Annotated in this window: 24 protein-coding genes; 19 read left to right on the forward strand and 5 right to left on the reverse strand. The window is 63.8% G+C overall.

Annotated elements, in window-relative coordinates:
- Positions 1-4: 4 nt before the first annotated feature.
- From MJ8_RS04085 to MJ8_RS04160, 16 genes are all read left to right on the forward strand, one after another.
- A complete protein-coding gene (locus MJ8_RS04085; RefSeq protein ID WP_201413208.1) occupies positions 5-1,081 on the forward strand; it encodes a hemolysin family protein in 1,077 nt (358 codons plus the stop codon).
- A 134-nt stretch (positions 1,082-1,215) separates the two neighbouring features.
- Positions 1,216-1,686: a VOC family protein gene (locus tag MJ8_RS04090; protein ID WP_201413209.1), complete on the forward strand. Its 471-nt coding sequence runs from the start codon at positions 1,216-1,218 to the stop codon at positions 1,684-1,686.
- 97 nt (positions 1,687-1,783) lie between these two features.
- Positions 1,784-3,370, forward strand: coding sequence for an apolipoprotein N-acyltransferase (lnt, locus tag MJ8_RS04095; RefSeq protein ID WP_201413210.1), 1,587 nt, complete (start codon positions 1,784-1,786; stop codon positions 3,368-3,370).
- A 140-nt stretch (positions 3,371-3,510) separates the two neighbouring features.
- Positions 3,511-3,933 (forward strand): helix-turn-helix domain-containing protein, encoded by a 423-nt coding sequence (locus MJ8_RS04100; RefSeq protein ID WP_040985949.1) that lies wholly within the window; start codon positions 3,511-3,513, stop codon positions 3,931-3,933.
- A gap of 167 nt (positions 3,934-4,100) precedes the next feature.
- Positions 4,101-5,366 carry a methionine adenosyltransferase gene (gene metK / locus MJ8_RS04105; RefSeq protein ID WP_201413211.1) on the forward strand — a complete coding sequence of 422 codons (1,266 nt, stop codon included), beginning with the start codon at positions 4,101-4,103 and terminating at the stop codon, positions 5,364-5,366.
- The gene (gene trmB / locus MJ8_RS04110; RefSeq protein ID WP_201415293.1) at positions 5,363-6,073 is read left to right on the forward strand and encodes a tRNA (guanine(46)-N(7))-methyltransferase TrmB; all 711 of its coding nucleotides are present in this window, start codon (positions 5,363-5,365) and stop codon (positions 6,071-6,073) included. Before metK ends, trmB begins: the two co-directional genes overlap by 4 nt.
- Before the next feature lie 288 nt (positions 6,074-6,361).
- A complete protein-coding gene (gene rimP, locus MJ8_RS04115) occupies positions 6,362-6,994 on the forward strand; it encodes a ribosome maturation factor RimP (RefSeq protein ID WP_201413212.1) in 633 nt (210 codons plus the stop codon).
- A gap of 46 nt (positions 6,995-7,040) precedes the next feature.
- Positions 7,041-8,636 (forward strand): transcription termination factor NusA, encoded by a 1,596-nt coding sequence (gene nusA, locus MJ8_RS04120; protein WP_201413213.1) that lies wholly within the window; start codon positions 7,041-7,043, stop codon positions 8,634-8,636.
- 32 nt (positions 8,637-8,668) lie between these two features.
- Positions 8,669-9,319 (forward strand): RNA-binding protein, encoded by a 651-nt coding sequence (locus MJ8_RS04125; protein WP_201415294.1) that lies wholly within the window; start codon positions 8,669-8,671, stop codon positions 9,317-9,319.
- Entirely contained in the window at positions 9,316-11,895 is a 2,580-nt protein-coding gene (infB, locus tag MJ8_RS04130) for a translation initiation factor IF-2 (protein ID WP_201413214.1), read from the forward strand. Before MJ8_RS04125 ends, infB begins: the two co-directional genes overlap by 4 nt.
- Positions 11,896-12,020: 125 nt before the next feature.
- Positions 12,021-12,437, forward strand: a complete 417-nt coding sequence (rbfA, locus tag MJ8_RS04135; RefSeq protein ID WP_201413215.1) for a 30S ribosome-binding factor RbfA — start codon at positions 12,021-12,023, stop codon at positions 12,435-12,437.
- 1 nt (position 12,438) lies between these two features.
- On the forward strand, positions 12,439-13,398 hold the full coding sequence (gene truB / locus MJ8_RS04140) for a tRNA pseudouridine(55) synthase TruB (protein ID WP_201413216.1): 960 nt from the start codon (positions 12,439-12,441) through the stop codon (positions 13,396-13,398).
- Positions 13,399-13,605: 207 nt separating this feature from the next.
- Positions 13,606-14,700, forward strand: coding sequence for a magnesium/cobalt transporter CorA (corA, locus tag MJ8_RS04145; RefSeq protein ID WP_201413217.1), 1,095 nt, complete (start codon positions 13,606-13,608; stop codon positions 14,698-14,700).
- 191 nt (positions 14,701-14,891) lie between these two features.
- Entirely contained in the window at positions 14,892-15,161 is a 270-nt protein-coding gene (gene rpsO, locus MJ8_RS04150; RefSeq protein ID WP_027165894.1) for a 30S ribosomal protein S15, read from the forward strand.
- Between the two features lie 361 nt (positions 15,162-15,522).
- Entirely contained in the window at positions 15,523-17,673 is a 2,151-nt protein-coding gene (gene pnp / locus MJ8_RS04155) for a polyribonucleotide nucleotidyltransferase (RefSeq protein WP_201413218.1), read from the forward strand.
- Between the two features lie 91 nt (positions 17,674-17,764).
- Positions 17,765-18,772 carry a class I SAM-dependent methyltransferase gene (locus MJ8_RS04160; protein WP_201413219.1) on the forward strand — a complete coding sequence of 336 codons (1,008 nt, stop codon included), beginning with the start codon at positions 17,765-17,767 and terminating at the stop codon, positions 18,770-18,772.
- A 19-nt stretch (positions 18,773-18,791) separates the two neighbouring features.
- Here MJ8_RS04160 and MJ8_RS04165 read toward each other — a convergent pair whose 3' ends face one another.
- The 4 genes from MJ8_RS04165 to fabA all read right to left on the reverse strand — a co-directional run bounded on the left by MJ8_RS04165 (position 18,792) and on the right by fabA (position 23,242).
- The gene (locus MJ8_RS04165; protein ID WP_201413220.1) at positions 18,792-20,345 is read right to left on the reverse strand and encodes a putative bifunctional diguanylate cyclase/phosphodiesterase; all 1,554 of its coding nucleotides are present in this window, start codon (positions 20,343-20,345) and stop codon (positions 18,792-18,794) included.
- A gap of 212 nt (positions 20,346-20,557) precedes the next feature.
- On the reverse strand, positions 20,558-21,361 hold the full coding sequence (gene fabI, locus MJ8_RS04170) for an enoyl-ACP reductase FabI (RefSeq protein WP_201413221.1): 804 nt from the start codon (positions 21,359-21,361) through the stop codon (positions 20,558-20,560).
- A 29-nt stretch (positions 21,362-21,390) separates the two neighbouring features.
- On the reverse strand, positions 21,391-22,611 hold the full coding sequence (gene fabB, locus MJ8_RS04175) for a beta-ketoacyl-ACP synthase I (protein ID WP_201413222.1): 1,221 nt from the start codon (positions 22,609-22,611) through the stop codon (positions 21,391-21,393).
- 115 nt (positions 22,612-22,726) lie between these two features.
- Entirely contained in the window at positions 22,727-23,242 is a 516-nt protein-coding gene (fabA, locus tag MJ8_RS04180) for a 3-hydroxyacyl-[acyl-carrier-protein] dehydratase FabA (RefSeq protein WP_027165888.1), read from the reverse strand.
- Positions 23,243-23,489: 247 nt separating this feature from the next.
- On the opposite strand from fabA, the gene irrA reads away from it, so the two are divergent.
- Together irrA and MJ8_RS04190 are read left to right on the forward strand one after the other, a co-directional pair.
- Positions 23,490-23,921, forward strand: coding sequence for an iron response transcriptional regulator IrrA (gene irrA / locus MJ8_RS04185; RefSeq protein WP_201413223.1), 432 nt, complete (start codon positions 23,490-23,492; stop codon positions 23,919-23,921).
- 10 nt (positions 23,922-23,931) lie between these two features.
- Positions 23,932-24,312 (forward strand): DUF4260 domain-containing protein, encoded by a 381-nt coding sequence (locus tag MJ8_RS04190; RefSeq protein ID WP_201415295.1) that lies wholly within the window; start codon positions 23,932-23,934, stop codon positions 24,310-24,312.
- A gap of 139 nt (positions 24,313-24,451) precedes the next feature.
- Here the strand turns inward: MJ8_RS04190 and MJ8_RS04195 are convergent, their stop codons facing one another.
- Positions 24,452-25,009: an SH3 domain-containing protein gene (locus MJ8_RS04195; RefSeq protein ID WP_201413224.1), complete on the reverse strand. Its 558-nt coding sequence runs from the start codon at positions 25,007-25,009 to the stop codon at positions 24,452-24,454.
- 169 nt (positions 25,010-25,178) lie between these two features.
- Here MJ8_RS04195 and MJ8_RS04200 point away from each other — a divergent pair, with 169 nt between their 5' ends.
- Positions 25,179-26,180, forward strand: coding sequence for a 2-hydroxyacid dehydrogenase (locus tag MJ8_RS04200; protein WP_140751062.1), 1,002 nt, complete (start codon positions 25,179-25,181; stop codon positions 26,178-26,180).

Raw genomic sequence — 26,180 nt, forward strand, 5'->3', positions numbered from 1 at the left:
GGCGATGAACGACACACCAGAAACTGCCGCCCGCCCGGACGCCGGCAGTGCTGCCAAACCTTCCGAAAAGACGGAAGAGGGCTCGAGTCCGAGTATTCCCACCGGCAGCGCGGCCGCCGAGCCGACGCATGCCGGTCCTTCCCTCTTCGACCGCGTGCTCGGCCTGTTCCGGCACCGCAACGGCACCAGCCTGCGCGAGGAGATCGCCGGCGCGCTTGCCGAAACGGCGACCGACGCCGAGTCCTTCTCGCCCGGCGAACGCGCCATGCTCAACAACATCCTGCGCCTGCGCGAAGTGCGGGTCGAGGATGTCATGGTGCCGCGCGCCGATATCGAGGCGGTCGAGATCAACACCACCCTTGGCGACCTGCTCGGCCTTTTCGAGCAGTCCGGCCATTCGCGCATGCCGGTCTATTCCGAGACGCTCGACGATCCGCGCGGCATGGTCCACATTCGCGACGTGCTCGCCCACATCACCAAGGTGGCCCGCGTCAAGAAGGGCCGCACCAGGGCGAAGGCGCCGGCGACGACGGCGCTCGACCTCGCGCAGGTCGATCTGGCGCGCACCATCGGCGATCTCAATCTGATCCGCCAGGTGCTGTTCGTGCCGCCCTCGATGCTCGCCTCCGACCTGATGGGCCGCATGCAGACGACGCGCACGCAGATGGCGCTGGTCATCGACGAATATGGCGGCACCGATGGCCTCGCCTCGCTGGAAGACATCGTCGAGATGGTGGTCGGCGACATCGAGGACGAGCATGACGACGACGAGCCGATGATCACGCAGACCGGCGACGGAGTCTTCGTCGTCGACGGCAAGGCCGAGATCGACGAGGTCGCCAAGATGATCGGCGGGGATTTCGCCGCCGGCGAGCATGGCGAATATGTCGACACCATCGGCGGCATGATCTTCAACACGCTGGGCCGCGTCCCCGCCCGCGGCGAAGTCGTGCAGGCCATTCCGGGCTTCGAATTCCATGTGCTCGACGCCGACCCGCGCCGCGTCAAGCGCGTGCGCATCGTGCAAAGCCAGAAGGGCGAGCGCCAGCGCCGCCGCGCCGCCCGCACCGAACAGGCCTGATCGCCTGGAGCAATTCCAGGAAAGTGTAGCGGTTTTCCGTCCGGAATTGCGTAAAGACAAAACTTGGAGCGCAATTCCAGTAAAAGTGTGTAGCGGCTTTCCGTCCGGGATTGCGCAAAAAGACTTGGAGCGGCATGCCGATCGACGATCCGTTCAAGCACGCGGTCCTGGGCTCAGGCGTCTTCTACCGCGATCCGCGCGCGGCATTGGCCTTTCTGCAGGCGGCCTTCGGCTTCGAGCCGAGCATGCTGGTGAGCGACGCCGACGGCCGGCTCGTGCATGCCGAAATGCGTTTCGGCGACGGCTACATCATCGTCGATTCGGAATGGGATGAGCGTATCGCCAGTCCCGCCTCCGTCGGCGGCAGGAACACGCAAGCCGTCTATGTCCGTTTGCAGCAAGACCTTGACGCTCATTGCGAGCAAGCGCGCGCGGCGGGCGCCGAAGTCGTCGAGGAGCCCGCCGATCATTTCTACGGCGAGCGCCAATATCGTGCCCGTGATCCCGAAGGCCATGTCTGGACATTCACGCGCACCGTGCGTGTTGTGCCCAAGGACGAGGCTGAGCGACTGAGCGGCCTGCGCATCGAGGGCTGGCATGGATAGAAAGACCGTGTATCAGGCCGCGCTTATCCGGGTTTGGATCGGGCGGTGCAGCCTGTTAAATCTCTAGCTCCCTGATTCGCGCGACTTGGGACGCTTGATGCAGCGCTTTGCCGGCCGGATAATTCTGCTTTGGGGATGGCGGCGGTCGCTGGTGGCCTTTGCCGCGGGGGCGCTGGCGGTGCTTGCCCAGGCGCCCTACGATTTCTTCGCCGTTTGCTTCGTCTCTTTTCCGGTGCTCGTCTGGCTGCTCGACGGCGCCACAGGCGAAGCTTCCGATGGCTGGTTCCGGCGCCTGAGACCGGCTTTCGCCACCGGCTGGTGGTTCGGCTTCGGCTACTTCCTCGCCGGTCTCTGGTGGATCGGCCAGGCATTGCTGGTCGAGGCCGACAGCTTCGCCTGGGCCTTGCCCTTCGCCGTCGTCGGCATCCCCTTCGCGCTAGCCTTCTTCTATGGCCTTGCCACCGTGGTGGCGCGGCTGTTCTGGAGCAGCGACATCGGCCGCATCGCCGCGCTCGCCTTCGGCTTCGGTCTGGCCGAATGGCTGCGCGACTTCCTCTTCACTGGCTTTCCCTGGAACGCCGTCGGCTATGCTGCGATGCCGGTGCCGCTCTTGATGCAGAGCGTGTCGGTGACCGGCATGACCGGCATGAACGCGCTCGCCGTCTTCCTGTTTTCCCTCCCCGCGCTGGTCGCGGCGCGCCGGCATCTGAGGCTGGGTATCGCCCTGTTCGTCATCCTCGTCGCCGCCCATGTCGGCTTCGGCTATTTCAGGCTCGCCACCCCGGTGAAGCCGACACGCTCGATCGATGTCCGCATCGTCCAGCCCGCGGTCGATCTCAGTGAAAAATGGGACGCCTCGGTGCGCGACCGCATCTTCGCGACTTTGCTGGGAATATCGGGGAAAGCGCCGGAAGAGGGGCATGCCAAGCCGCAGCTCATCCTGTGGCCGGAAACGTCGGTGCCGTTCCTGTTCACCGAGCGTCCGGACGCTCTGACGGCGCTAGGCGACATGCTGGCCGACGGCCAGATGCTGATTGCCGGTGTCGTGCGCGAGGAAGGCGGATCGGCGAGTGCCGGCAGCCGCTATTACAATTCCGTCGTGGCGATCAACGACAAGGGCGAGATCGTCGATGCCGTCGACAAGGTGCATCTGGTGCCCTTCGGCGAGTATCTGCCCTTCGCCGATCTTTTCGAACGCTTCGGCGTCGGCCAGCTCGTTGCCGGACCGATGAATTTCGCCGCCGGCAACGAGCGGCATCCGATCGGCGTGCCGGGCGGCCTGCGCGCTGCTCCGTTCATCTGCTACGAGGTGATCTTTCCCGATCTCGTCGCCGTCGACGCTGCGTCATCTGACGTAATTGTGAACGTCACCAACGACGCCTGGTTCGGCGACACGCCAGGCCCGTATCAGCACTTCAGGCAGGCCCAGATTCGCGCGGTGGAGAATGGGTTGCCGCTGTTGCGCGCGGCCAACAACGGCATCTCCGCGGTCGTCGATTCGCACGGTCGCATCGTCGATGCGCTTGCTGTCGACGCGCGCGGCGCCATCGACGCGCATGTGCCGGTCTCTGGGCGCGCCCTCCTGTCTCCCGACCAGCGGCGCATTAACGGATTGCTGATCATGTTGCTGTTTGCGCTCGCCGCCTTCACATTGAATGTAAGGCAGCGGCTACGGGTGAATTGACAGTCGGCACATTAGAAACTCATACTGTAACGCCTAAAATTTTCTCGAAGTCGGTTGGAGGGTTCTGTTGGGGCAGGTGGCTCCGGCTTCATATGGGCGGAACAAAATAGAAAAAGCCGGAAAAATTCGGCGAGGAAAAAATGACAGAAGAGAACAAGAAGAAGCCGAATCCGATCGACATCCATGTCGGGAGTCGCATCCGGCTACGTCGAAATATGCTTGGAATGAGCCAGGAAAAGCTGGGTGAAAATCTTGGCATCACCTTTCAGCAGATCCAGAAGTACGAGAAGGGCACGAACAGGGTTGGCGCCAGCCGTCTGCAGGCGATCGCCTCCATCCTGAGCGTTCCCGTCGCCTTCTTCTTCGAGGATGCCCCCGGCGAGGAGACCGGCGGCGGCAATCGGGGATTTGCCGAAGACTCCTCGATGGCCTTCGCCATCGAATTCTGCGGCAGTCCTGAAGGGCTTCAGCTCAACAGGGCTTTCGTCAAGATCGGCGACGTCAAGGTGCGCCGCCGGATCATCGATCTGGTCAAGGCGCTCTCCGCCGACGACGCCGATTGACTTTTACCTATGCCACCGGCGGCACCCTGCCGCCGGTGGCATAGCCGACCTTGCCTTACATTCATGCCAGATCCGTCGCGCCGCTTGACGAGCGGCGCCCGGCACCGCTAACACGTGGCGCGCCAAAATCGGCAGGCCTGCCGATCTTTTTTCAAGAGGGGACACCCGTGACGCGGCAGAATTATCTCTTCACCTCGGAATCCGTCTCCGAGGGTCATCCCGACAAAGTCTGTGACCGTATCTCCGACGAGATCGTCGATCTGGTCTATCGCGAAGCCAAGAAGACGGGCATGGATCCGTGGAAGGTGCGCGTCGCCTGCGAGACGCTGGCCACCACCAACCGTGTCGTCATCGCCGGCGAGGTCCGCGTCCCCGACACGCTTTTGAAGAAGGACAAGGCGGGCAACGTCCTCAAGGATGCATCCGGCCATCCGGTGGTCAATCCGGCCAAGTTCAAGTCCGTTGCCCGCAAGGCGATCCGCGAGATCGGCTACGAGCAGTCCGGCTTCCATTGGAAGACCGCCAAGATCGACGTGCTGCTGCATGGCCAGTCGCCCGACATCGGCCAGGGCGTCGACAACGCCGCGGACCGCCAGGGCGAGGAAGGCGCAGGCGACCAGGGCATCATGTTCGGCTACGCCTGCCGTGAGACGCCCGATCTGATGCCGGCGCCGATTTACTACAGCCACAAGATTCTCGAATTGCTGGCGGCAGCGCGCCATGAAGGCAATGGCGATGCCGGCAAGCTCGGCCCGGACGCCAAGAGCCAGGTCACCGTGCGCTATGCCGACGGCAAGGCCGCCGAAGTCACGCAGATCGTGCTCTCCACCCAGCATCTCGATGCGAGCTGGGACTCCAAGAAGGTCCGCAAGGTGGTCGAGCCCTATATCCGCGAGGCGCTTGGCGACCTGAAGATCGCCGACGACTGCAACTGGTACATCAACCCGACCGGCAAGTTCGTCATCGGCGGGCCTGACGGCGATGCCGGCCTCACCGGCCGCAAGATCATCGTCGACACCTATGGCGGCGCGGCACCGCATGGCGGCGGCGCCTTCTCGGGCAAGGACACCACCAAGGTCGACCGTTCGGCGGCCTATGCGGCCCGCTACCTGGCCAAGAATGTGGTGGCGGCCAAGCTTGCCGACCGCTGCACCATCCAGCTTTCCTATGCCATCGGCGTCGCCCAGCCGCTGTCGGTCTATGTCGACCTGCACGGCACCGGCAAGGTCGAGGAAGCGAAGCTCGAGGAGGCGCTGCGCAAGGTCATGGACCTGTCGCCGTCGGGCATCCGCCGTCATCTCGATTTGAACAAGCCGATCTACGCAAAAACCTCGTCCTACGGCCATTTCGGCCGCAAGGCCGGCCGCGACGGCTCCTTCTCCTGGGAGAAGACCGATCTCGCCAAGGCGCTCAAGGACGCCGTAGCCGCCTGACGCCAGCGGACGCAAAGGACAGGCCGAGCCGGGCGACCGAAGGATTCTTCGGCCGCCGGCACGGCAAGACCATACGCCCGCAGCAGGCAGTCGCCCTCGAAAGCGGCCTGCGCGAATACCGGCTCGACCTGACGGCGCAAGCGCCGGCGGACCTCAGCACCTTGTTCAAGGCCAAGGTTTCGGCGCTGCGGCTGGAAATCGGCTTCGGCGGCGGCGAGCATCTCCTGCATCGCGCCATGGAAGCGCCGGGGACGGGCTTCATCGGCGTCGAGCCCTTCGTCAATGGCATGGCCAAGATGATGACGGCGCTCGGCAAGGCGCCGCTTGCCAATCTCAGGGTCTATGACGACGACGCCACGCGACTGCTCGACTGGCTGCCGTCAGACTCGCTCGACGGCATCGACCTGCTCTATCCGGATCCGTGGCCGAAGAAGAAGCATTGGAAGCGGCGCTTCGTCAGCGCCGCCAATCTCGGCCGCTTTGCCCGGGTGCTGAAAGCCGGCGGCAGGTTCCGCTTCGCCTCCGACATCGACAGCTATGTGAACTGGACGCTGCTTGCCTGCCGCGCTCACGACGCGTTCGAGTGGCAGGCTGGAGAGGCTGCGGATTGGCATCGGCCCTATGCGGGCTGGCCCGGCACCCGCTACGAGGCCAAGGCCATCCGCGAGGGACGCCGGCCGGCTTATCTGACGTTTATACGGAGATAAGTGGTGGCCGGCCTCTGTATTACATTTAGCGCTACAGATCGCGAATTGCCGGTAAGGAGACAGTTATGGCCGCCCCGGTCGAACGCAAGGAATATCCGATCTTGCAGCCCAGCGATGGCCGCGACAACTATAGACATCGCAGCAAGCCCCGTCCTGCAGGCTTGAAACACCGGCGGCAATCGTCTATATCAGCCTCAAATTCTTGGTCGGTATGACGAAGAGTGGGTCCACCCGGTCCCGCTCTTTTTTATTACCCGCCGGCCGGAAGCCAAAAGCGACAGGGATCCGATGACTGCAGCGGCAAGCGAGGCCGACGACCGTATCATCCGCGAAAGCGGCATCGATGCGCGCATTGCGCTGATCGTGCAGCCGGTGCTCAAGGCGATCGGCTTCCGTCTCGTGCGTGTGCAGTTGACCGGCCAGAACGGGCTGACGCTGCAGATCATGGCCGAGCGCGAAGACGGCACCATGACCGTCGAGGACTGTGAAGAAGTCAGCCGCGCGGTGTCGCCGGCGCTCGATGTCGAGGATCCGATCGAAAAGGCGTATCATCTCGAAGTGTCCTCGCCCGGCATCGACCGGCCGCTGGTGCGCAAGTCGGATTTCACCACCTGGACCGGCCATTTGGTCAAGCTGGAGACGTCGGTCCTCATCGACGACCGCAAGCGCTTCAAGGGCAAAATCGCCGAGGCCGACGCCGACGGCATCCTGGTCGAGCGCGACAAGGCGGCGTATGGCGAGGAGCCGACGGTGCGCGTGCCCTACGACGCGATCGCCGAGGCCCGGCTGGTGCTGACCGACGATCTCATCCGCGACGCCCTGTCGAAGGACAACCGGGCGCGCAAGGAAGCCAGGAAACGCCGCGGCGAGGCGCAAGACGCCGGCGCGGACGAAGAAAACGAAACCGAACAGGAAAGTTGATTGAGTAGCCGGGCCGCGTGCCCGGCGCGAAATCGGGAGAAAGACAATGGTTGTAAGCGCCAACAGGCTTGAACTGCTGCAGATCGCCGACGCGGTCGCGCGTGAAAAGTCCATCGACAAGCAGATCGTCATCGCCGCCATGGCCGATGCGATCCAGAAGGCGGCGCGCTCCCGCTACGGCCAGGAGACCAACATCCGCGCGGACATCAACCCGAACACCGGCGAGATGAAGCTGCAGCGGCTGATGGAAGTGGTCGATAAGGTCGAGGACTACGCGACGCAGATCGCGCTTTCCACGGCCCGCGAGCGCAATCCCGACGCCCAGATCGGCGACTTCATCGCCGAGCAGCTGCCGCCGATGGATTTCGGCCGCATCGCCGCCCAGTCGGCCAAGCAGGTCATCGTGCAGAAGGTGCGCGAGGCCGAGCGTGACCGCCAATATGACGAGTACAAAGACCGCATCGGCGAAATCGTCAACGGCACCGTCAAGCGCGTCGAATACGGCAATGTCATCGTCGATCTCGGCCGTGGCGAGGCGATCATCCGCCGCGACGAACTGATCCCGCGCGAGAACTACAAATATGGCGACCGCGTCCGCGCCTATGTCTACGACGTGCGCCGCGAGCAGCGCGGCCCGCAGATCTTCCTGTCGCGCACGCATCCGCAGTTCATGGCCAAGCTCTTCACCATGGAAGTGCCGGAAATCTACGACGGCATCATCGAGATCAAGTCGGTCGCCCGCGATCCGGGCTCCCGCGCCAAGATCGCCGTCATCTCGCGCGATTCTTCGATCGATCCGGTCGGCGCCTGCGTCGGCATGCGCGGCAGCCGCGTCCAGGCGGTGGTCGGCGAGTTGCAGGGCGAGAAGATCGACATCATTCCGTGGTCGCCGTCGGCCGCTTCCTTCATCGTCAACGCGCTGCAGCCGGCCGAAGTCGCCAAGGTGGTGCTGGACGAGGATGCCGAGCGCATCGAGGTGGTGGTGCCGGACGACCAGCTGTCGCTGGCCATTGGCCGCCGCGGCCAGAACGTGCGGCTCGCCTCGCAGCTCACCGGCTGGGATATCGACATCCTGACCGAACAGGAGGAGAGCGAGCGTCGCCAGAAGGAATTCGTCGAGCGTTCGGCGCTGTTCATGGAAGCTCTCGACGTCGACGAGATGGTCGGCCAGGTGCTCGCCTCCGAAGGCTTCACCAGCGTCGAGGAAGTCGCCTATGTCGACTCCGGCGAAATCTCCTCGATCGACGGCTTCGACGAGGACACCGCTTCGGAGATCCAGACCCGCGCCCGCGAATATCTGGAAAAGATCGAGGCCGAGCACGACGAAAAGCGCAAGGCGCTGGGCGTCAAGGACGAGTTGCGTGAGATCCCCGGCATCACCACCGCCATGATGGTGACGCTCGGCGAGGACGGCGTGAAGACCATCGAGGACTTCGCCGGCTATGCCGCGGACGACCTGATCGGCTGGAAAGAGCGCAAGGACGGTGAGACCAAGGTCTATCCGGGCGTGCTCGCCAGCCACGGCGTCTCGCGCGCCGAGGCCGAGCAGATGGTGCTTGCCGCCCGTAAGAAGGCCGGCTGGATCACCGAGGAAGAGCTCGCCGCCGAGCAGGCAGCGGCCGGCGAAACCGTCGGTGCGTGAGGTGACCACCAATCGCAAAGCCCGTGGACGAGATGAACGATCGCACTTGCATCGTTACGCGCAGGCAGGCCGAAGCGGATGAACTGATCCGCTTCGTCGTCGGCCCGGATTCGGCCGTCGTTCCGGACATCAAGAGAAATCTGCCCGGCCGCGGTTGCTGGGTCACCGCCGATCGCCTACATATCGACAAGGCAGCGGCGAAGAACCTGTTTGCCCGTGCATTCAAGGCACAGGTGACCGTTCCGGCCGATATCGGCGGCATGGTCGACGGGCTGCTCTCCAGATCCGCTCTGGGCATGCTCGGCCTTGCCCGCAAGGCGGGCGCCGTCGTTCTTGGCGCCGCCAAGGTCGAGGGCGCGGTGCGCGACGGGCAGGCGCTGCTGGTGCTGCATGCGACCGAGGCCTCGGACGATGGCGTCCGCAAGATCAGTCAGGCGCGGCGGGCAACCGTCCATCTTGGCGGTCCGGCCATCCTTGCCTACAAACTTTTCTCCGAGGCCGAGTTGAGCTTGGCATTGGGGGGCACAAATGTGATACATGCTGCCGTCCTCGCGCAGGACGCGGGACTGGCGGTTGAGAAGCGCGTTGTTGCGCTCGACCGATATCGGGGCGGTACCCCGAACGATCTGGCAATGCTTGCGGCCGTTGCTGACGAAGATGATGCCGCAGAGGATATGGAATGAACGATACGAAATCGGGCGACGACAAGACGTTGAGCGTTACGCCGAAGAAGACCTTGACGCTGAAGCGCCCCGGCCTTGAGCAGGGCACCGTGCGCCAGAATTTCTCGCATGGCCGCACCAAGTCGGTCGTGGTCGAGACCAAGAAGCGCAAGTTCTCGCTGCCTGGCGACAAGCCGGAGCCGGTGGCGCCGTCGGTGTTCACGCCCAAGCCCGCCGCTGCTCCTGTCGCCGCCGCGCCTGCCGTGCAGGAAGCGCCCAAGGCGCCGCCTCCGCCGGCCGAGCGTTCCGGCATGGTTCTGAACGAACTCTCGCGCGGCGAGATGGAAGCGCGCCGCAGGGCGCTGGAAGGGTCCAAGGCCCGCGAGGCCGAGGATCGGCAGCGTGCTCTGGAAGAGAGCAAGCGCCGCGCCGAGGAGGAAGAACGCCGCAAGCGCGAGCGCGAGGAATCCGCGCGCCGTCAGGCCGAGGAAGAAGCGCGCCTCCAGGCCGAAGCCGAATCCCGGCGCCGCGCCGAGGAAGAGGCTCGCCGCCGCGCACCGCTGGCCGCCGACGTCGCCACGGCCGATGACGAGGAAGAGGCCAAGCCCAGGCGCTCAGGCACCGGTGGTGCGGCCAGTGCGCCGGCGCGCCGCCTCGCCACGCCCGAAGTGGCTCGTCCGGCCAGGCCCGCCAAGGGCGAGGACGACCGCCGCCGCGGCAAGCTGACACTGAACTCGGCGCTGTCGGATGACGATGCGCGCGGACGCTCGCTGTCTTCGATGCGCCGCCGCCAGGAGAAGTTCAAACGCGCGCTGCACAACGAGCCGCGCGAGAAAGTCATGCGCGAAGTGATCCTGCCCGAAACCATCACCATCCAGGAACTGGCGCAGCGCATGTCCGAACGCGCCGTGGACGTGGTCAAGTACTTCATGAAGCAGGGCCAGATCCTGAAGCCGGGCGACGTCATCGACGCCGACACGGCCGAGCTGGTGGCTTCCGAATTCGGCCACACGGTCCGCCGTGTCGCCGAGTCCGACATCGAGGAAGGATTGTTCAACATCGCCGACCGGCCTGAAGATCTGGTATCGCGCCCGCCGGTCGTGACCATCATGGGCCATGTCGATCACGGCAAGACCTCGCTGCTCGACGCCATCCGCAACGCCAATGTCGTCTCCGGCGAGGCCGGCGGCATCACCCAGCATATCGGCGCCTATCAGATCGAGAAGGACGGCCACAAGATCACCTTCATCGATACGCCCGGCCACGCCGCCTTCACGGCCATGCGCGCCCGCGGCGCCCAGGTCACCGACATCGCGGTGCTGGTGGTGGCTGCCGACGACAGCGTGATGCCGCAGACGATCGAATCGATCAATCACGCCAAGGCGGCCGGCGTGCCGATCATCGTGGCGATCAACAAGATCGACAAGCGCGACGCCGACCCTCAGAAGGTTCGGACGGAACTGCTGCGCCACGAAGTGTTCGTGGAATCGATGGGCGGCGAGGTTCTTGACGTCGAGGTTTCGGCGACCAAGGGCACCAACATCGACAAGTTGCTCGAGGCGATCCTGTTGCAGGCCGAAGTCCTCGACCTCAAGGCCAATCCCGACCGCACCGCCGAAGGCGCGGTGATCGAGGCCAAGCTCGACAAGGGCCGTGGCTCGGTCGCTACCGTCCTGGTGCAGACCGGCACGCTGATGCCGGGCGACATCATCGTCGCCGGCAATGAGTGGGGCCGCGTGCGCGCGCTGGTGAACGACCGCGGCGATCACGTTCCGGAAGCGCCCCCCGCGATGCCGGTCGAGGTGCTCGGCCTTCAGGGCACGCCGCTGGCCGGCGACCGCTTCGCCGTCGTCAACAACGAGGCCCGCGCCCGCGAGATCACCGAATATCGCCAGCGCCTGGCCCGCGACAAGGCGGTTGCCAAGCATGCCGGCCAGCGCGGTTCGCTCGAGCAGATGATGTCGCAGTTGCAGACGAGCGGACTGAAGGAGTTTCCGCTGGTCATCAAGGGCGACGTGCAGGGCTCCATCGAGGCGATCAATGCCGCTCTCGAAAAGCTCGGCAACGACGAGGTGAGGGTGCGGATCGTCCATTCGGGCGCCGGCGGCATCACCGAGAGCGACGTCTCGCTGGCCGAGACGTCGGGTGCCGCGATCATCGGCTTCAACGTCCGCGCCAACGCGCAGGCGCGCACTGCGGCTGCTGCCGCGGGCATCGAGATCCGCTACTACTCGATCATCTACAACCTTGTCGACGACGTGAAGGCCGCCCTTTCCGGCATGCTTTCTCCGGAGCGGCGCGAGACCTTCATCGGCAATGCCGAGATCCTGGAGATCTTCGACATCTCGAAGGTCGGCAAGATCGCCGGCTGCCGCGTCACCGAGGGCAAGGTCGAGCGTGGCGCGGGCGTGCGCCTGATCCGCGACAACGTCGTCGTCCACGAAGGCACGCTGAAGACGCTGAAGCGCTTCAAGGACGAGGTTGCGGAAGTGCCGGCCGGCCAGGAGTGCGGCATGGCCTTCCAGAACTACGAGGACATGCGCGTCGGTGACGTCATCGAGTGCTTCCGCGTCGAGATGGTGAGCAGGACGCTCTAAATTCGGCTATACTTGCCGGAATGAAACGGGCGGCGGCCGCGAGGCTGCCGCCCACACCACTCATGCATTTTGAGACATGGGGCGTGGTCCCATCCCGCGCTCCACGATTTCAGGACCGAAGAAACATGTCCCGTTCGACACAGTCAGGCCCCTCCCAGCGCATGCTGCGCGTCGGCGAGCAGGTGCGCCATGCCCTTTCCGAGACCTTGCAGCGCGGCGAGATCATCGATCCAGTGATCGAGAACAGCGTCGTCTCGGTCTCCGAGGTGCGCATGTCGCCCGATCTCAAGATCGCCACCGCCTTCGTCTCGCCGCTTGGCGCGGGCGATGACAACGCCGTGGTCGAGGCGCTCAACAGGCATGCGAAGTTCATCCGCGGCCGTGTTTCCGGCGCGTTGAGGCAGATGAAGTACATGCCGGAATTTCGCTTCCGGCTCGATACCTCCTTCGACAATTTCGCGAAGATCAATGAACTGCTGAAATCGCCCGAAGTCGCGCGCGATCTCGGCGACGGCAAGAACAACGACAAGGACGAGGACTAGATTGGCGCGTCGCGGCAAGAAGAAGGGGCGGCCGGTCTCCGGCTGGGTGGTGCTGGACAAGCCGGTGGGCATGGGCTCGACCGAGGCCGTGTCAAAGATCAAATGGCTGTTCCAGGCCGAAAAGGCCGGCCATGCCGGCACGCTCGATCCGCTCGCCTCGGGCATGCTGCCGATCGCGCTCGGCGAGGCGACCAAGACCGTGCCTTATGTTCAGGACGGCGCCAAGGTCTACCGCTTCACCGTCGCCTGGGGCGAAGAACGCTCGACCGACGATCTCGAAGGTCCCGTGACCAACAGCTCCGACCGTCGTCCGACCGAGGCCGAGCTGCGGGCGCTGCTGCCCAAATACATCGGCGTCATCATGCAGACGCCGCCGCAATTTTCGGCCATCAAGATCGCCGGCGAGCGTGCCTACGACCTCGCCCGCGACGGCGAGACGGTCGAGATACCCGCGCGGGAAATCGAGATCGGCCGTTTGGATATCGTCGAGCATGGCACCGACAAAACCGTCTTCGAGGTCGAATGCGGCAAGGGCACCTACGTGCGCTCGCTGGCTCGCGACATGGGTCGCGACCTTGGCTGCTTCGGCCATATCGCCGAATTGCGCCGTGTCGAGGTCGAGCCGTTCACGCCGGAGGATTTCGTCACGGTAGCCGAGCTGGAAGCGGCCCGCTTCGGCGGCAGGACGGAAGCTGGCCCGGACGAAGCCGCGATCCCGGTCGATTTCAGCGCCATCGATGCGCTGCTCGTCGAAACGGCGGTGGCGCTCGACTGCCTGCCGCAGGTCGCCGTCAGCGACGACGCTGCGACCAAGATCCGCCTTGGCAATCCCGTCATCATTCGTGGCCGCGATGCGCCCGTCGAGGCCGAGGAGGCCTGCGCCACCGCGCGCGGCAAGCTCGTTGCCATCGGCGCCATCGAGCAGGGCATGTTCAAGCCCAAGCGGGTCTTTGCCGGGTGATTCCGATGCAAGTCTTTGTTGTTTGTGCAGTCCCGGACGGAAAACCGCTGCACACTTCTCCTGGAATCGCTTTAATCTCCGGCTGAGCGCGAGAGTCTAGAGCAATTCCAGGAAAAGTGTGAGCGGTTTTCCGCCCGGATTGCGTAAAAACAAGGAGATAGAGCATTTCACCGTTTCCGTGAAACGGTGAAATGCTCTAGGGAACTCATGGCAAAGGCTGACACCGGCAGGAAAAGGGCGCCGTCGAAAACCCGCCGGCCTCCGGTCGGCGCGTCGCCCGGCACGCTTATCGCCGATCCCGCGGCGCAGCGCAGCGAGCTTCGGCTGACGCTGATCTCGCCTCGGAAATACGAAACCATCGACAATGCATCGATCGACGACCTCAACGCCCATTGCGAGAAATGGCCTGTGGTCTGGCTGGATTGCACCGGGCTTGCCAACATACCGCTGATCGAGGAGATCGGCCGCATCTTCCACCTGCATCCGCTGGCGCTGGAGGATGTCGTCAACACCGGCCAGCGGCCCAAGGTGGATTTCTACGAGGACCATGCCTTCGTCGTCATGCGCATGATCGACGATGTCACCTCGCATCGCTACGAGCAGGTCGCGCTGTTCTTCGGCGGCAATTTCGTCGTGACCTTCCAGGAGCGCGAGGGCGATCCCTTCGATCCGGTGCGCAAGCGCATTGCCGGCGCGATGCCCAACCGGCTGCGCTCGCGCGGCGCCGATTATCTCGCTTACGCGCTGATCGATGCCATCGTTGACAGTTATTTCCCGCCCATCGAGGCGGCGAGCGAAACGGTCGACGGCATCGAGGACGAGATGCTGAACAAGCCGCACAAGCACCAGATGCGGCAGCTGCACGAGCTGAGGCGTGACGCTAACGTTCTCAAGGGCGTGCTGTGGCCGATGCGCGACGCGCTGGCGACGCTGATCCGCAACGACGTGCCGTTCGTGAAGGCGGAGACCAAGATCTTCTTCAACGACACGCTCGACCATTCGCTGCGCCTGATCGAGCTGGTCGAGAACCAGCGCGACATGCTTACCGGCCTGATCGAGATGCATGTGTCGCTGACCCAGGCCCGCACCAACGACGTCATTTCCTATCTGACGATCGTCTCGGTGATCTTCATGCCGCTGACCTTCCTGGTCGGCGTCTGGGGTATGAATTTCGATCCGCAAAGCTCGCCCTGGAACATGCCGGAGCTGAAGGCCTATTACGGCTATCCGGCGGCGTTGGTGTTCATGGCGCTGGTCGCCGCCGGTTTGATTGCATTCTTCAAATGGAAGAAGTGGCTGTGACCTTTGATATCCGTCCTTTTCGCAACCAGAACCTGCGACAAGCCGGCTTGACAATTGGGCTGGTGTTTTTTCCGGAATTGCACTATATGCGCCGCAGCTTCGCGCCCTGACGCGTCGCTTGCACTGGCCCCTGCTGGACGACATCCCGGCTGTGGGCGTCCCGTTTCCTCCAACAGATAAGGAAAAGCACGATGTCGATCACTGCCGATCGCAAGAAGGAATTGATGACTGAATTCGCAACCGCCAAGGGCGACACCGGATCCCCGGAAGTCCAGGTTGCCATCCTTTCCGAGCGCATCAAGAACCTGACCGAGCACTTCAAGGATCACAAGAAGGATAACCATTCCCGCCGTGGTCTGCTTGCTCTGGTCTCCCAGCGCCGCAGCCTGCTTGACTATCTCAAGCGCAAGGACGACGCGCGCTACCAGACGCTGATCGACAAGCTCGGTCTGCGTCGCTGACGAATTGACCGGCGGGCTCCCGTAGGGGCCCGCCGGTCGCGCATTGGCGCATCGGATGGTCCGGTGCATCGGTGCTGAAAAGGAATTCTTCTCCGCGCAGGGCGCGTTCCGGAAACCGCGGTTTCCGGCGTCATGCGTAAAGCTGGCCGGTCAATCGGCCGACCGGGTTCCGGACCGCAGAGGGCTATCCGGAGCCGCCCATGGACGGTCATGGGGCAGGATTGCAGGATGCTCGCTCGGCTGGAGCCGGACTTGATCGAGCTTCCCGTTGTCTTGCCCGTGGCTGCCCGAAGAAGCCAGGAAAGGGAGAACCCGTAGCCGTTAGGACGGCGCGGTCCTTTCCGCATATGAAGGACAAGATATGTTCAATCAACACAAAGTGGAAATCGAATGGGGCGGCCGTCCGCTCATCCTGGAAACCGGCAAGATCGCGCGCCAGGCTGACGGCGCGGTGCTCGCCACCTACGGCGAGACCGTCGTTCTCGCCACCGTCGTTTCGATGAAGGAGCCGAAGCCCGGCCTCGATTTCTTCCCGCTGACCGTCAACTACCAGGAAAAGACCTATGCCGCTGGCAAGATCCCGGGCGGCTACTTCAAGCGCGAAGGCCGTCCGAGCGAGAAGGAAACGCTGGTTTCGCGCCTGATCGACCGTCCGATCCGCCCGCTTTTCGCCGACGGCTACAAGAACGACACCCAGATCGTCGTCACCGTCGTCCAGCATGACCTCGAGAACGATCCCGACATCCTGTCGATCGTCGCCACCTCCGCCGCGCTGACGCTTTCTGGCGTGCCCTTCATGGGCCCGATCGGCGGTGCCCGCGTCGGCTACATCAACGGCGAATATGTGCTCAACCCGCATATCGACGAGATGGAGGAATCCAAGCTCGACCTCGTCGTCGCCGGCACCGCCGACGCCGTGCTGATGGTCGAATCCGAGGCCAAGGAGCTCTCCGAGGATCTGATGCTCGGCGCCGTCATGTTCGGCCACAGGAGCTTCCAGCCGGTCATCGACGCCATCATCAAGCTGGCCGAGGTCGCCGCCAAGGAGCCGCGCGACTTCACCGCGCCGGATTATTCCGAGCTCGAAGGCGAGATGCTGAAGGTCGTCGGCGACGAGCTTCGCGAAGCCTACAAGATCACCGACAAGCAGTCGCGCTATGCCGCGGTCGACGCCGTCAAGGCGAAGGTCAAGGCCGCGTTCGCTCCGGCCGAAGGCGAGGAAGCCAAGTACACGTCCGAGCAGATCGGCACCGTCTTCAAGGAACTCCAGGCCAAGGTCGTGCGCTGGAACATCCTCGACACCGGCTCGCGCATCGACGGCCGCGATCTCAAGACCGTGCGCAAGATCGTCTCCGAGGTCGGCGTCCTGCCGCGCACCCATGGTTCGGCGCTGTTCACCCGCGGCGAAACCCAGGCGCTGGTCGTCGCCACGCTCGGCACCGGCGAGGACGAGCAGTTCGTCGATTCGCTGATCGGCATGTACAAGGAGAAGTTCCTTCTCCACTACAACTTCCCGCCCTATTCGGTCGGCGAAACCGGCCGCATGGGTTCGCCGGGCCGTCGCGAGATCGGCCATGGCAAGCTGGCCTGGCGCGCCATTCGCCCGATGCTGCCCAGCGCCGACCAGTTCCCCTATACGCTGCGTGTCGTCTCCGAGATCACCGAGTCTAACGGCTCGTCCTCGATGGCAACCGTCTGCGGCACCTCGCTGGCGCTGATGGATGCCGGCGTGCCGCTGGCCAAGCCCGTGGCCGGCATCGCCATGGGCCTGATCAAGGAAGGCGAGCGCTTCGCCGTGCTCTCCGACATCCTCGGCGACGAGGACCATCTCGGCGACATGGACTTCAAGGTCGCCGGCACCGCCAATGGCGTCACCTCGCTGCAGATGGACATCAAGATCGAGGGCATCACCGAGGAAATCATGGGCATCGCGCTGGGCCAGGCCAAGGACGGCCGCTTGCACATCCTGGGTGAGATGGCGCATGCGATCTCCGGCGCCCGCGCCGAGCTCGGCGAGTTCGCGCCGCGCATCGAGGTCATGCACATCCCGACCGACAAGATCCGCGACGTCATCGGCTCCGGCGGCAAGGTGATCCGCGAGATCGTCGAGAAGACCGGCGCCAAGATCAACATCGAGGACGACGGCACCGTCAAGATCGCTTCGGCGAACGCCAAGGAGATCGAGGCGGCGAAGAAGTGGATCCACACCATCGTCGCCGAGCCGGAAGTCGGCGAGATCTACGAAGGCACCGTCGTCAAGACGGCCGACTTCGGCGCGTTCGTCAATTTCTTCGGCCCGCGCGACGGTCTCGTCCACATCTCGCAGCTCGCCAATGAGCGCGTCGCCAAGACCTCCGACGTCGTCAAGGAAGGCGACAAGGTTTGGGTCAAGCTGATGGGCTTCGACGAGCGCGGCAAGGTTCGCCTGTCGATGAAGGTCGTCGACCAGGCGACCGGCAAGGAAATCGTCCAGGAAAAGAAGAAGGCCGAAGGCGAGGAAGACGCCGCCTGATCGGCTTGATCGCATAATCCAAGACGGGCGCGCCGCAAGGTCGCGCCCGTTTTGTTTCAGGGCAATGCAAAGAGTTCTACGGAGCAGGTGAATGGCCCCCGAGCCGCTGAAGACGCTGTTCTATCCGTTCGAGGCCGAGGCGCTGCCTCTGCCCCGAAAGGATGCCCGCGTGCTTTTTCTCGGCGCCGAGCCTGGCTTCCGCTTGCCCGAAGGTTTCGCGGCGGCATTGCATTGCGCGCAAGGTTTTAGGCCGCATTTTCGCGCCTTGCAGGCGTCCGGTTATACGGTCACATCGCGGCCGGAGGGCGAGGACTACGACATCGCTCTCGTGCTCGCCGGCCGGCATCGCGGGCAAAATGAGTTAAGCATCGCCGAAGCGGTCGAGCGTACCGCTCCGGGCGCGCCTGTCGTCGTTGCCGGCGGCAAGGATGAGGGCGTCGACAGCCTGCGCAAGCGGATCAACGCGCTGTCGCCGCTCGAAGGCCATCTGCCGAAGCATCACGGCGTTGCTTTCTGGTTCCGGCGGACTGGCACGCAGGTAGCCGCGGCGCTGCGCGCCAGCAATCCCGACCTTGTTATCGAAGGCGGCTTCAGGACCGCGCCCGGCATGTTTTCCTTTGATCGGATCGATGCCGGTTCGAAACTGCTGGCCGCGAACCTGCCCGGCGATCTCAGAGGCAATGTCGCCGATTTCTGCGCCGGCTGGGGTTATCTGGCGGCGGAAGTCCTGGAGCGCTCGCAAGGCCTCACCGCGCTCGATCTCTACGAAGCGGATTTCGGGGCCCTGGAGGCGGCCAGGCTGAACGTCCATGGCGTCATCGAGCCGCGCTTCTTCTGGATCGATCTGCTCACCGAGGCGGTCGAACGGCGCTACGATGCGATCGTCATGAACCCGCCTTTCCACAGCGGCCGCGCCGCCGAGCCCGGAATCGGCGCCGGCATCATCCGCGCCGCGTCGAAGGCTCTGAAACCGGGCGGCCGCCTGTTCATGGTCGCCAACCGCCAGCTTCCTTACGAACAGGTGCTCTCGGCGGCCTTTGCCAGCCATGCCGAGATCGCCCGCGATAACATGTTCAAGGTGTTTTCGGCGCGTCGCTGAAATGCCTTGCGTGGGCGCTTCACTGCACGCTGACGATGCGGGCAGGCTCGCGCGCGCCGAAGGCGGGCCGCGCCTCGCCGAGCTCGACCTTGAGCGGCGCCGGTCGGCCGAACAGATAGCCCTGCACCACCTCGCAGCCGGCGGCCCGAAGCAGCGTCGCCTGGTTCTCGGTCTCCACGCCCTCGGCGATGATGCCGACGCCGAGCGCCCGTGACAGGCCGACAATGGTCGAAACGATCGCGCCGGAGCTGGAGTCGCTGTCGATGCGGCTGACGAAGGAACGGTCGATCTTGAGCTTGCCGAAGGAGAAGTCGATCAGGTAGCTCAAATTGGAATAGCCGGTGCCGAAATCGTCGACGGCAACGGAGATGCCCATCTCGGCAAGCTGCTCCAGGATCGCCGCGGCGCGGTCGCGATCCTGCATCATCGCCGTCTCGGTGACCTCGAGCTCCAGCCGCGACGGCTTGATGCCGGTCGATTCCATCACTTCCCGCACGATGCCAACGAAGTCCCTGGTCATGAACTGGACTGGAGAGATGTTGACGGCGACGAAGCATTCCTGCGGCAGGTACCTGGCGTCGCTGCAGGCCTTGCGCAGTACCCACTCGCCGATCGGATTGATCATGCCGGTTTCCTCGGCGATCGGAATGAACTCCACCGGCGGGATCATGCCGCGCTCCGGATGTTTCCAGCGGATCAGCGCCTCATAACCGACGACACGGCCGCTCGGCAGGTTAAACTGCGGCTGATAGTGGAGGCTGAAGTCGCCGCGGTCGAAGGCGGTCTTCAGCTCCGACTCGATCCACTGCCGGTAATCCGCGACGCGGCCCATATCGGCGTGGAAGACGGACCAGTTACCGACGCCGCTGGCGCGCGCGTTCTGCAGCGCCAGGTTCGAGCGGCGCAGGATGAGCACCGGGTCGACGCCGTCCTTCGGCATCGCTACGATGCCGACCGACAGGCTGACCGACTGCAGATGGCTCGGCAGCTGATAGGGCTCCATCATCTCGTTGATGAACCTTTCGATGAGCCGTTCGATCGACCCCCTGAGGTCGCGGTCGGGCAGCAACACGGCGAACTCGCCGGCGCCGATGCGGCCGATCGTTACATTCTTCGGCATATTCTCCTTCAGCCTTGTGGTGAAGGCGCGGATCAGTTCGTCACCCTGGCTGTAACCGATGGCGTCGTTGATCTGCTTGAAACGGTCGATATCGATGTCGATCAGGAACACCGGCTCGCCGGTTCGGATCGTCCCGGAGGCGGCCTCGGCTATCTTGCCGACCATGGCCTGGCGCGACAGAAGGCCGGTCAGCTTGTCGAAATGGGTTTCCTTGAAGACATAGGCTTCCGATTCATCGACGCCCGCGAAGAACGACAGCGCGGCGCCGCCGGCGGCCAAGGCGCAGAGCGCGGCGATGACGCCGGCCATCGTTTCGGCCGGCATGCCGGCCATGCCGTCGCCGAAGCCGAACCGCAGCCCCCATAGCCCAAGGATGAAACTGCCCATGCCGGAGCTGGCGATGGTGATGAGCCGGAACAGCGGAGTCCGTTTGGGATTGCTGACTGCAGGCATGCATGGTCCCTGGATTACGGGGCCTTATAGCGGATATCTCCTTAAAATGAGTTTCCGCGGAGGCATGCAATTTTACCGGAACGCTACTATGGCGGCCGCAAACTATTCGCGCCAGAAGCAATTCCAGGAAAGTGTGAGCGGTTTTCCATCCGGAATTGCGTAAAAACAAAGAGATAGTGCGTTTCGCCGTTTCCATGAAACGGTGAAATGCACTAGCCGTCGTTCTGCTTCAATTCCTCCAGTGCCGGCATCGAAACGATGTGATAGCCGGAATCCACATAGTGGATCTCGCCGGTGACGCCCGACGACAGGTCTGAGAGCAGGTAAAGCGCCGAGCCGCCGACTTCGTCGATGGTCACGGTGCGCCTGAGCGGCGAATTGCGCTGCTGGTAGGAGAACATGTGGCGGGCGTCGGACACGCCGGAGCCGGCCAGCGTCCGCACCGGCCCGGCCGAGATGGCATTCACCCTGATGCCGCGTGGGCCGTAGTCGTTGGCGAGGTAGCGCACGCTGGCCTCCAACCCGGCCTTGGCGACGCCCATGACATTGTAGTTCGGCATCACCCTGACCGAGCCGGCATAGGTCAGCGTGATCATCGAGCCGCCATTGCCCATCAGCGCGGCGGCATTGCGCGCAATCTCGGTGAAAGAGTAGCAGGAGATCACCATGGTGCGCACGAAATTGTCGCGGCTGGTGTCGGCGTAAAGGCCCTTCAGCTCGTTCTTGTCGGAAAAGCCGATGGCGTGAACCACGAAATCCAGCCCGCCCCAAGCCTTGCCGAGGGTTTCGAAGGTCGCGGTGACCGAGGCGCTGTCCTCGACGTCGCAGGGCACGATCAGCGAGGCTCCCACCTTCTCGGCCAACGGCTTGACCCGCCGCCCGAAGGCGTCGCCCTGGTAGGTGAAGGCGAGCTCCGCCCCGTGTTCCGACAGCTTCCTGGCGATGCCCCAGGCAATCGAATGATCGTTGGCGACACCCATGACAAGCCCGCGCTTGCCCTTCATCAACCCGTCCATAAAAGGCAATCCTTATAAAAACGCCGGCTTTATGCGGAATAGCGCTGGAAGATCAGCGTTGCGTTGGTGCCACCGAAACCGAAGGAATTGGACAGGACGGTGTCGATCTTGGCGTCGTCGATACGCTTGCGCACGATCGGCATGCCCTCGAATTCCGGATCGAGCTCCTCGATATGGGCGCTCTCGCCGATGAAGCCGCCCTGCATCATCAGGATCGAGTAGATCGATTCCTGCACGCCGGCCGCACCCAGCGAATGGCCGGTGAGCGACTTGGTCGAGGTGATATAGGGCATCTTGTCGCCGAACACCTCGCGAATGGCGCCCATTTCCTTGGAATCGCCGACCGGCGTCGAGGTGCCGTGGGTGTTGATGTAGTCGACCGGCGAGGTCACCGTGGACAGTGCCTGCCGCATGCAGCGCATAGCGCCTTCGCCCGAAGGAGCGACCATGTCGTAGCCGTCGGACGTCGCGCCATAGCCGACGATCTCGGCATAGATCTTGGCGCCGCGCGCCTTGGCGTGCTCCAACTCCTCCAGCACCAGCACGCCGGCGCCGCCGGCGATGACGAAGCCGTCGCGGTTGATGTCGTAGGCGCGCGAAGCGGTCGACGCCTTGTCGTTGAACTTCGACGACATGGCGCCCATGGCGTCGAAAAGGTCCGACATGGTCCAGTCGAGGTCCTCGTGGCCGCCGGCAAACATCACGTCCTGCTTGCCCCATTGGATCAGCTCATAGGCATTGCCAATGCAATGCGCGGAGGTCGAGCAGGCCGACGAGATCGAATAGTTGACGCCGTGGATCTTGAACCATGTCGCCAGCGTGGCCGACGCGGTCGACGACATGGCCTTCGGCACGGCGAACGGGCCGATGCGCTTCGGGCTGTTGTTCTTGATCGTGGTTTCGGCCGCTTCGACGATGGTTCGGGTGGATGGCCCGCCGGAACCCATCACGATGCCGGTCCGCTCATTGGTGATATCGCTTTCGCTCAGGCCGGCATCGGCGATCGCCTGGTCCATGGCGACGTGGTTCCAGGCCGCGCCCTGGCTCAGGAAGCGCATGGCGCGGCGATCGATCATCGGCGTGGGATCGAGCGTCGGCGCGCCCCAGACCTGGCAGCGGAAGCCGTGCTCGGCGAAGGAATTGGAAAAGCTGATGCCGGATTTGGCATCGTAAAGCGAGCTCTGCACCTCGTTGGCATTGTTGCCGATCGACGACACAATGCCGAGCCCTGTCACTACGACCCGTCTCATTCGCAACTCCTTCCGGCGTATCCGGGCGAAAAACCTAGCCGGTTTCCGCTTGTGATCATACGCAAATAAACTGACGTGGCGCCCATTGGCTACGCGACGCCGTGGCGAAAAACGGTCAGGCGGCCGACTGCTTGGACAGACCGACCTTCAGATCCGTAGCCGCGTATATGGGTTCGCCATCCGCCTTGAGCCAGCCATCGGCGATGCCGAGCACCAGCCGGCCCCGCATCACGCGCTTGAAGTCGACGCCGTATTCGACCTTCTTCACCGACGGCGTCACCATGCCCTTGAACTTCACCTCGCCGGTCGAAAGCGCCATGCCCTTTCCGGGTTCGCCCAGCCAGCCGAGATAGAAGCCGGTCAACTGCCACATGGCGTCGAGGCCGAGGCAGCCCGGCATGATCGGATTGCCGATGAAATGGCAGGCAAAGAACCAAAGATCCGGCTTGATATCGAATTCGGCGCGGATGAAGCCCTTGTCGAAAGCTCCGCCGGTCTCGCTGATCTCGGTGATGCGGTCGAACATCAGCATCGGTGGGTAGGGCAGCTGGGCGTTGCCCGGCCCGAACAGCTCGCCGCGGGCGCAGGCAAGCAGTTCCTCGTAATCGTAGCTGGACTTTTGACCCGCCATCAAATTTCTGTCCCCGTGTCCTTCGCGGGCGGCAGGGCGCCCTTCTCGTTGGTTTCCTAACACACTCTGTTTGCGGCCGGAAACCGGCGTTTGCGCTTAACCCGTGCGCCTGCCCGGGTCAATGCGCGCTATTGATCGCATTCGGACTACAGAATATATGTCGATTGATGTCCGGTTTTGGCATTTGACGTCTTTTTGCCACTCTGGACCTGTTGATGGGCTGGGCCGCAAGCTTCGACGCGAAGAGATGGATTCGGGCTACCGGAAGGAAAATGTCGCTGTGGACAAGCGGGTTCGCGAAGCCGGCCTGAGGCCGACGCGTCAGCGCATTGCGCTGGCCGATCTGCTTTTCGCCAAGGGCGACCGCCATCTTTCCGCCGAGGAACTGCATGAAGAGGCGCTCGCCGCCGGCGTGCCTGTTTCGCTGGCGACTGTCTACAACGCGCTTCACCAGTTCACCCAGGCCGGCCTGCTGCGTATCCTGGCGGTGGAAGGCTCGAAAACCTATTTCGACACCAACACGTCCGATCACCACCACTTCTACGTCGAAGGCGAGAACCGGATTTTCGACATCGAAAGCGGACCGGTGACCGTCTCCAACCTGCCGGCGCCGCCGGAGGGCATGGAAATCGCCAATGTCGACATCGTCGTGAGGCTTCGCCCGAAACGCGGCGACTGATCCCGTGGCGATGCGGCCCGTCGACCTGATTGCGCGGTTTGAATGGGTCACGGTCGCCGCGTTGGCCATCGTCTGCTATGCAATGGCCGGCTTTTCCTGGTGGCTGTTTGTGCTGCTTGTCCTGGCGCCCGACCTGTCGATGCTAGGCTACCTCGCCGGACCGCGAGTCGGCGCCGTCACCTACAACGCCTTGCATGTCCTGATTGCCCCGCTCGTCCTCCTGCTCGCGGCCGCGTTGCTCGGAGCCCCGGTCACGACCGCTGTGGCGCTGATCTGGATCGCCCACATCGCCATCGACCGTGCCCTCGGCTACGGCCTCAAGCTGCCCACCGGTTTTCAGGATACGCATCTCGGCCGCATCGGCCGCCCGCAGGACGGTGTGTCCAGTTAGGCTGGGTCGATTCAGGCCAGGCCCAGTCGAGAATGGCGGGTTTTCGAGAGCCGGAGCGGAGCGTACTTAAGATACGTGAGCACCGGAAGCGCAGTGAGCCGCCATTCGCAAACCGGCCTCACCTGAATATCGGCACGGCCTAGTTCTTGACCTTTTCGCCCGGATAGGCGCCCCACACCTGCGATTGCGCCATCCAGCCGGTATGGCCGTCGAAGGTCATCTCGCACCATTGGCCGTCGCATTTCTTGATCGAGCCGATCACGCCCGGCTCGATGATGGCGACGACACTCGCATCCTTGTCGGGTTCGTCGAGCAGGTTGATTCGCCCGCCCTTGCCGCGTTGCCAGGGCGCGACGATCGCGGTGCGGCGGCCGGAAAGCAGCGACTGGTTGATCCAGCCCTCCGAGCCGTCGGCATCGCGCACGCGGCGCCAGGTGTCGAATTCCTGGATGACTTCCATCGGCAGGCCGGCCTTCAGATACATCCAGTTGACGGAATAATTGGCGCCGGGGCCGACGCGCGAATTGACGCGGGCCGGCTTCAGGCTGACGAAACGCGGCAGCGGCAGGCCGCTCGGCCCGAGCGTTATGGTTTGGGCGGGTGCTGCGGCGCTCTGCGCCGAAGCCTGCGGCGCGCAAAGCAGGGCACCGACAACGGCAGCGCTGAAGGCCAGGCGAAGCGACGCGAAACCAGACACTTTCGTTCCTTTCGGCGCCGGTCCGTCGGGACGGGCGCCCCTTTTTCTTTGTCTTCGGCGGCACCGCTTGTTACAGGAGTGGGCTGATGCCGCGACTGGTTATAAGTTTCGCCGGTCTTGGTTAAAGAGGTCTCAACGAGATCGGTTTCGAGGAAGCTTCGGGGATAAAATGGCAGGCAAAAAACGGCCCCTCGTCGTCATAACGCGCAAGCTGCCCGATCCGGTCGAAACGCGCATGCGCGAGCTGTTCGACGCGAGGCTGAATGTCGAGGACCGGCCAATGACGCAGCCGGAGCTGGTCGCGGCGGTCAAGGAAGCCGATGTGCTGGTCCCCACCATCACCGACCATATCGACGCCGCGCTGATCGCCCAGGCCGGCGAAAACCTCAAGCTGATCGCGAATTTCGGCAACGGCGTCGACAAGATCGACGTCGCGGCGGCCGCCAAGAAAGGCATCACCGTCACCAACACACCGAACGTGCTTACCGAAGACACCGCCGACATGACCATGGCGCTGATGCTCGCCGTGCCGCGCAGGCTCGCCGAAGGCGCCAATGTGCTGACGGGCGAGAAGAAATGGGCCGGCTGGTCGCCGACTTGGATGCTCGGCCGGCGCATCTGGGGAAAACGTCTCGGCATCGTCGGCATGGGCCGCATCGGCACGGCGGTCGCCAGGCGGGCCAAGGCCTTCGGCCTGTCGATCCATTACCACAACCGGCACCGCGTGCTGCCGGCCGTCGAGGAGGAACTGGAGGCGACCTACTGGGAAAGCCTCGACCAGATGCTCGCCCGCATGGACATCATCTCGGTCAACTGCCCGTCGACGCCGGCGACATTCCACCTTTTATCCGGCCGTCGTCTCGCGCTGATGCAGCCCTCGGCCTATATCGTCAACACCGCGCGCGGCGACATTATCGATGAGGACTCGCTGGTCAAGCTGATCCAGGACGGCAAGATCGCCGGTGCCGGCCTCGACGTCTACGAGCACGAGCCGGCGCTGAACAGCAAGCTGTTGAAGCTCGCCGCCAAAGGCAAGGTTGTGCTTTTGCCGCATATGGGCTCGGCCACGCTCGAGGGCCGCATCGACATGGGCGAGAAGGTGATCATCAACATCCGCGCCTTCTTCGATGGCCACCGCCCTCCCGATCGCGTCCTGCCGCTCAGGACCTGA

Source organism: Mesorhizobium sp. J8, assembly GCF_016591715.1.
Taxonomy (GTDB): domain Bacteria; phylum Pseudomonadota; class Alphaproteobacteria; order Rhizobiales; family Rhizobiaceae; genus Mesorhizobium.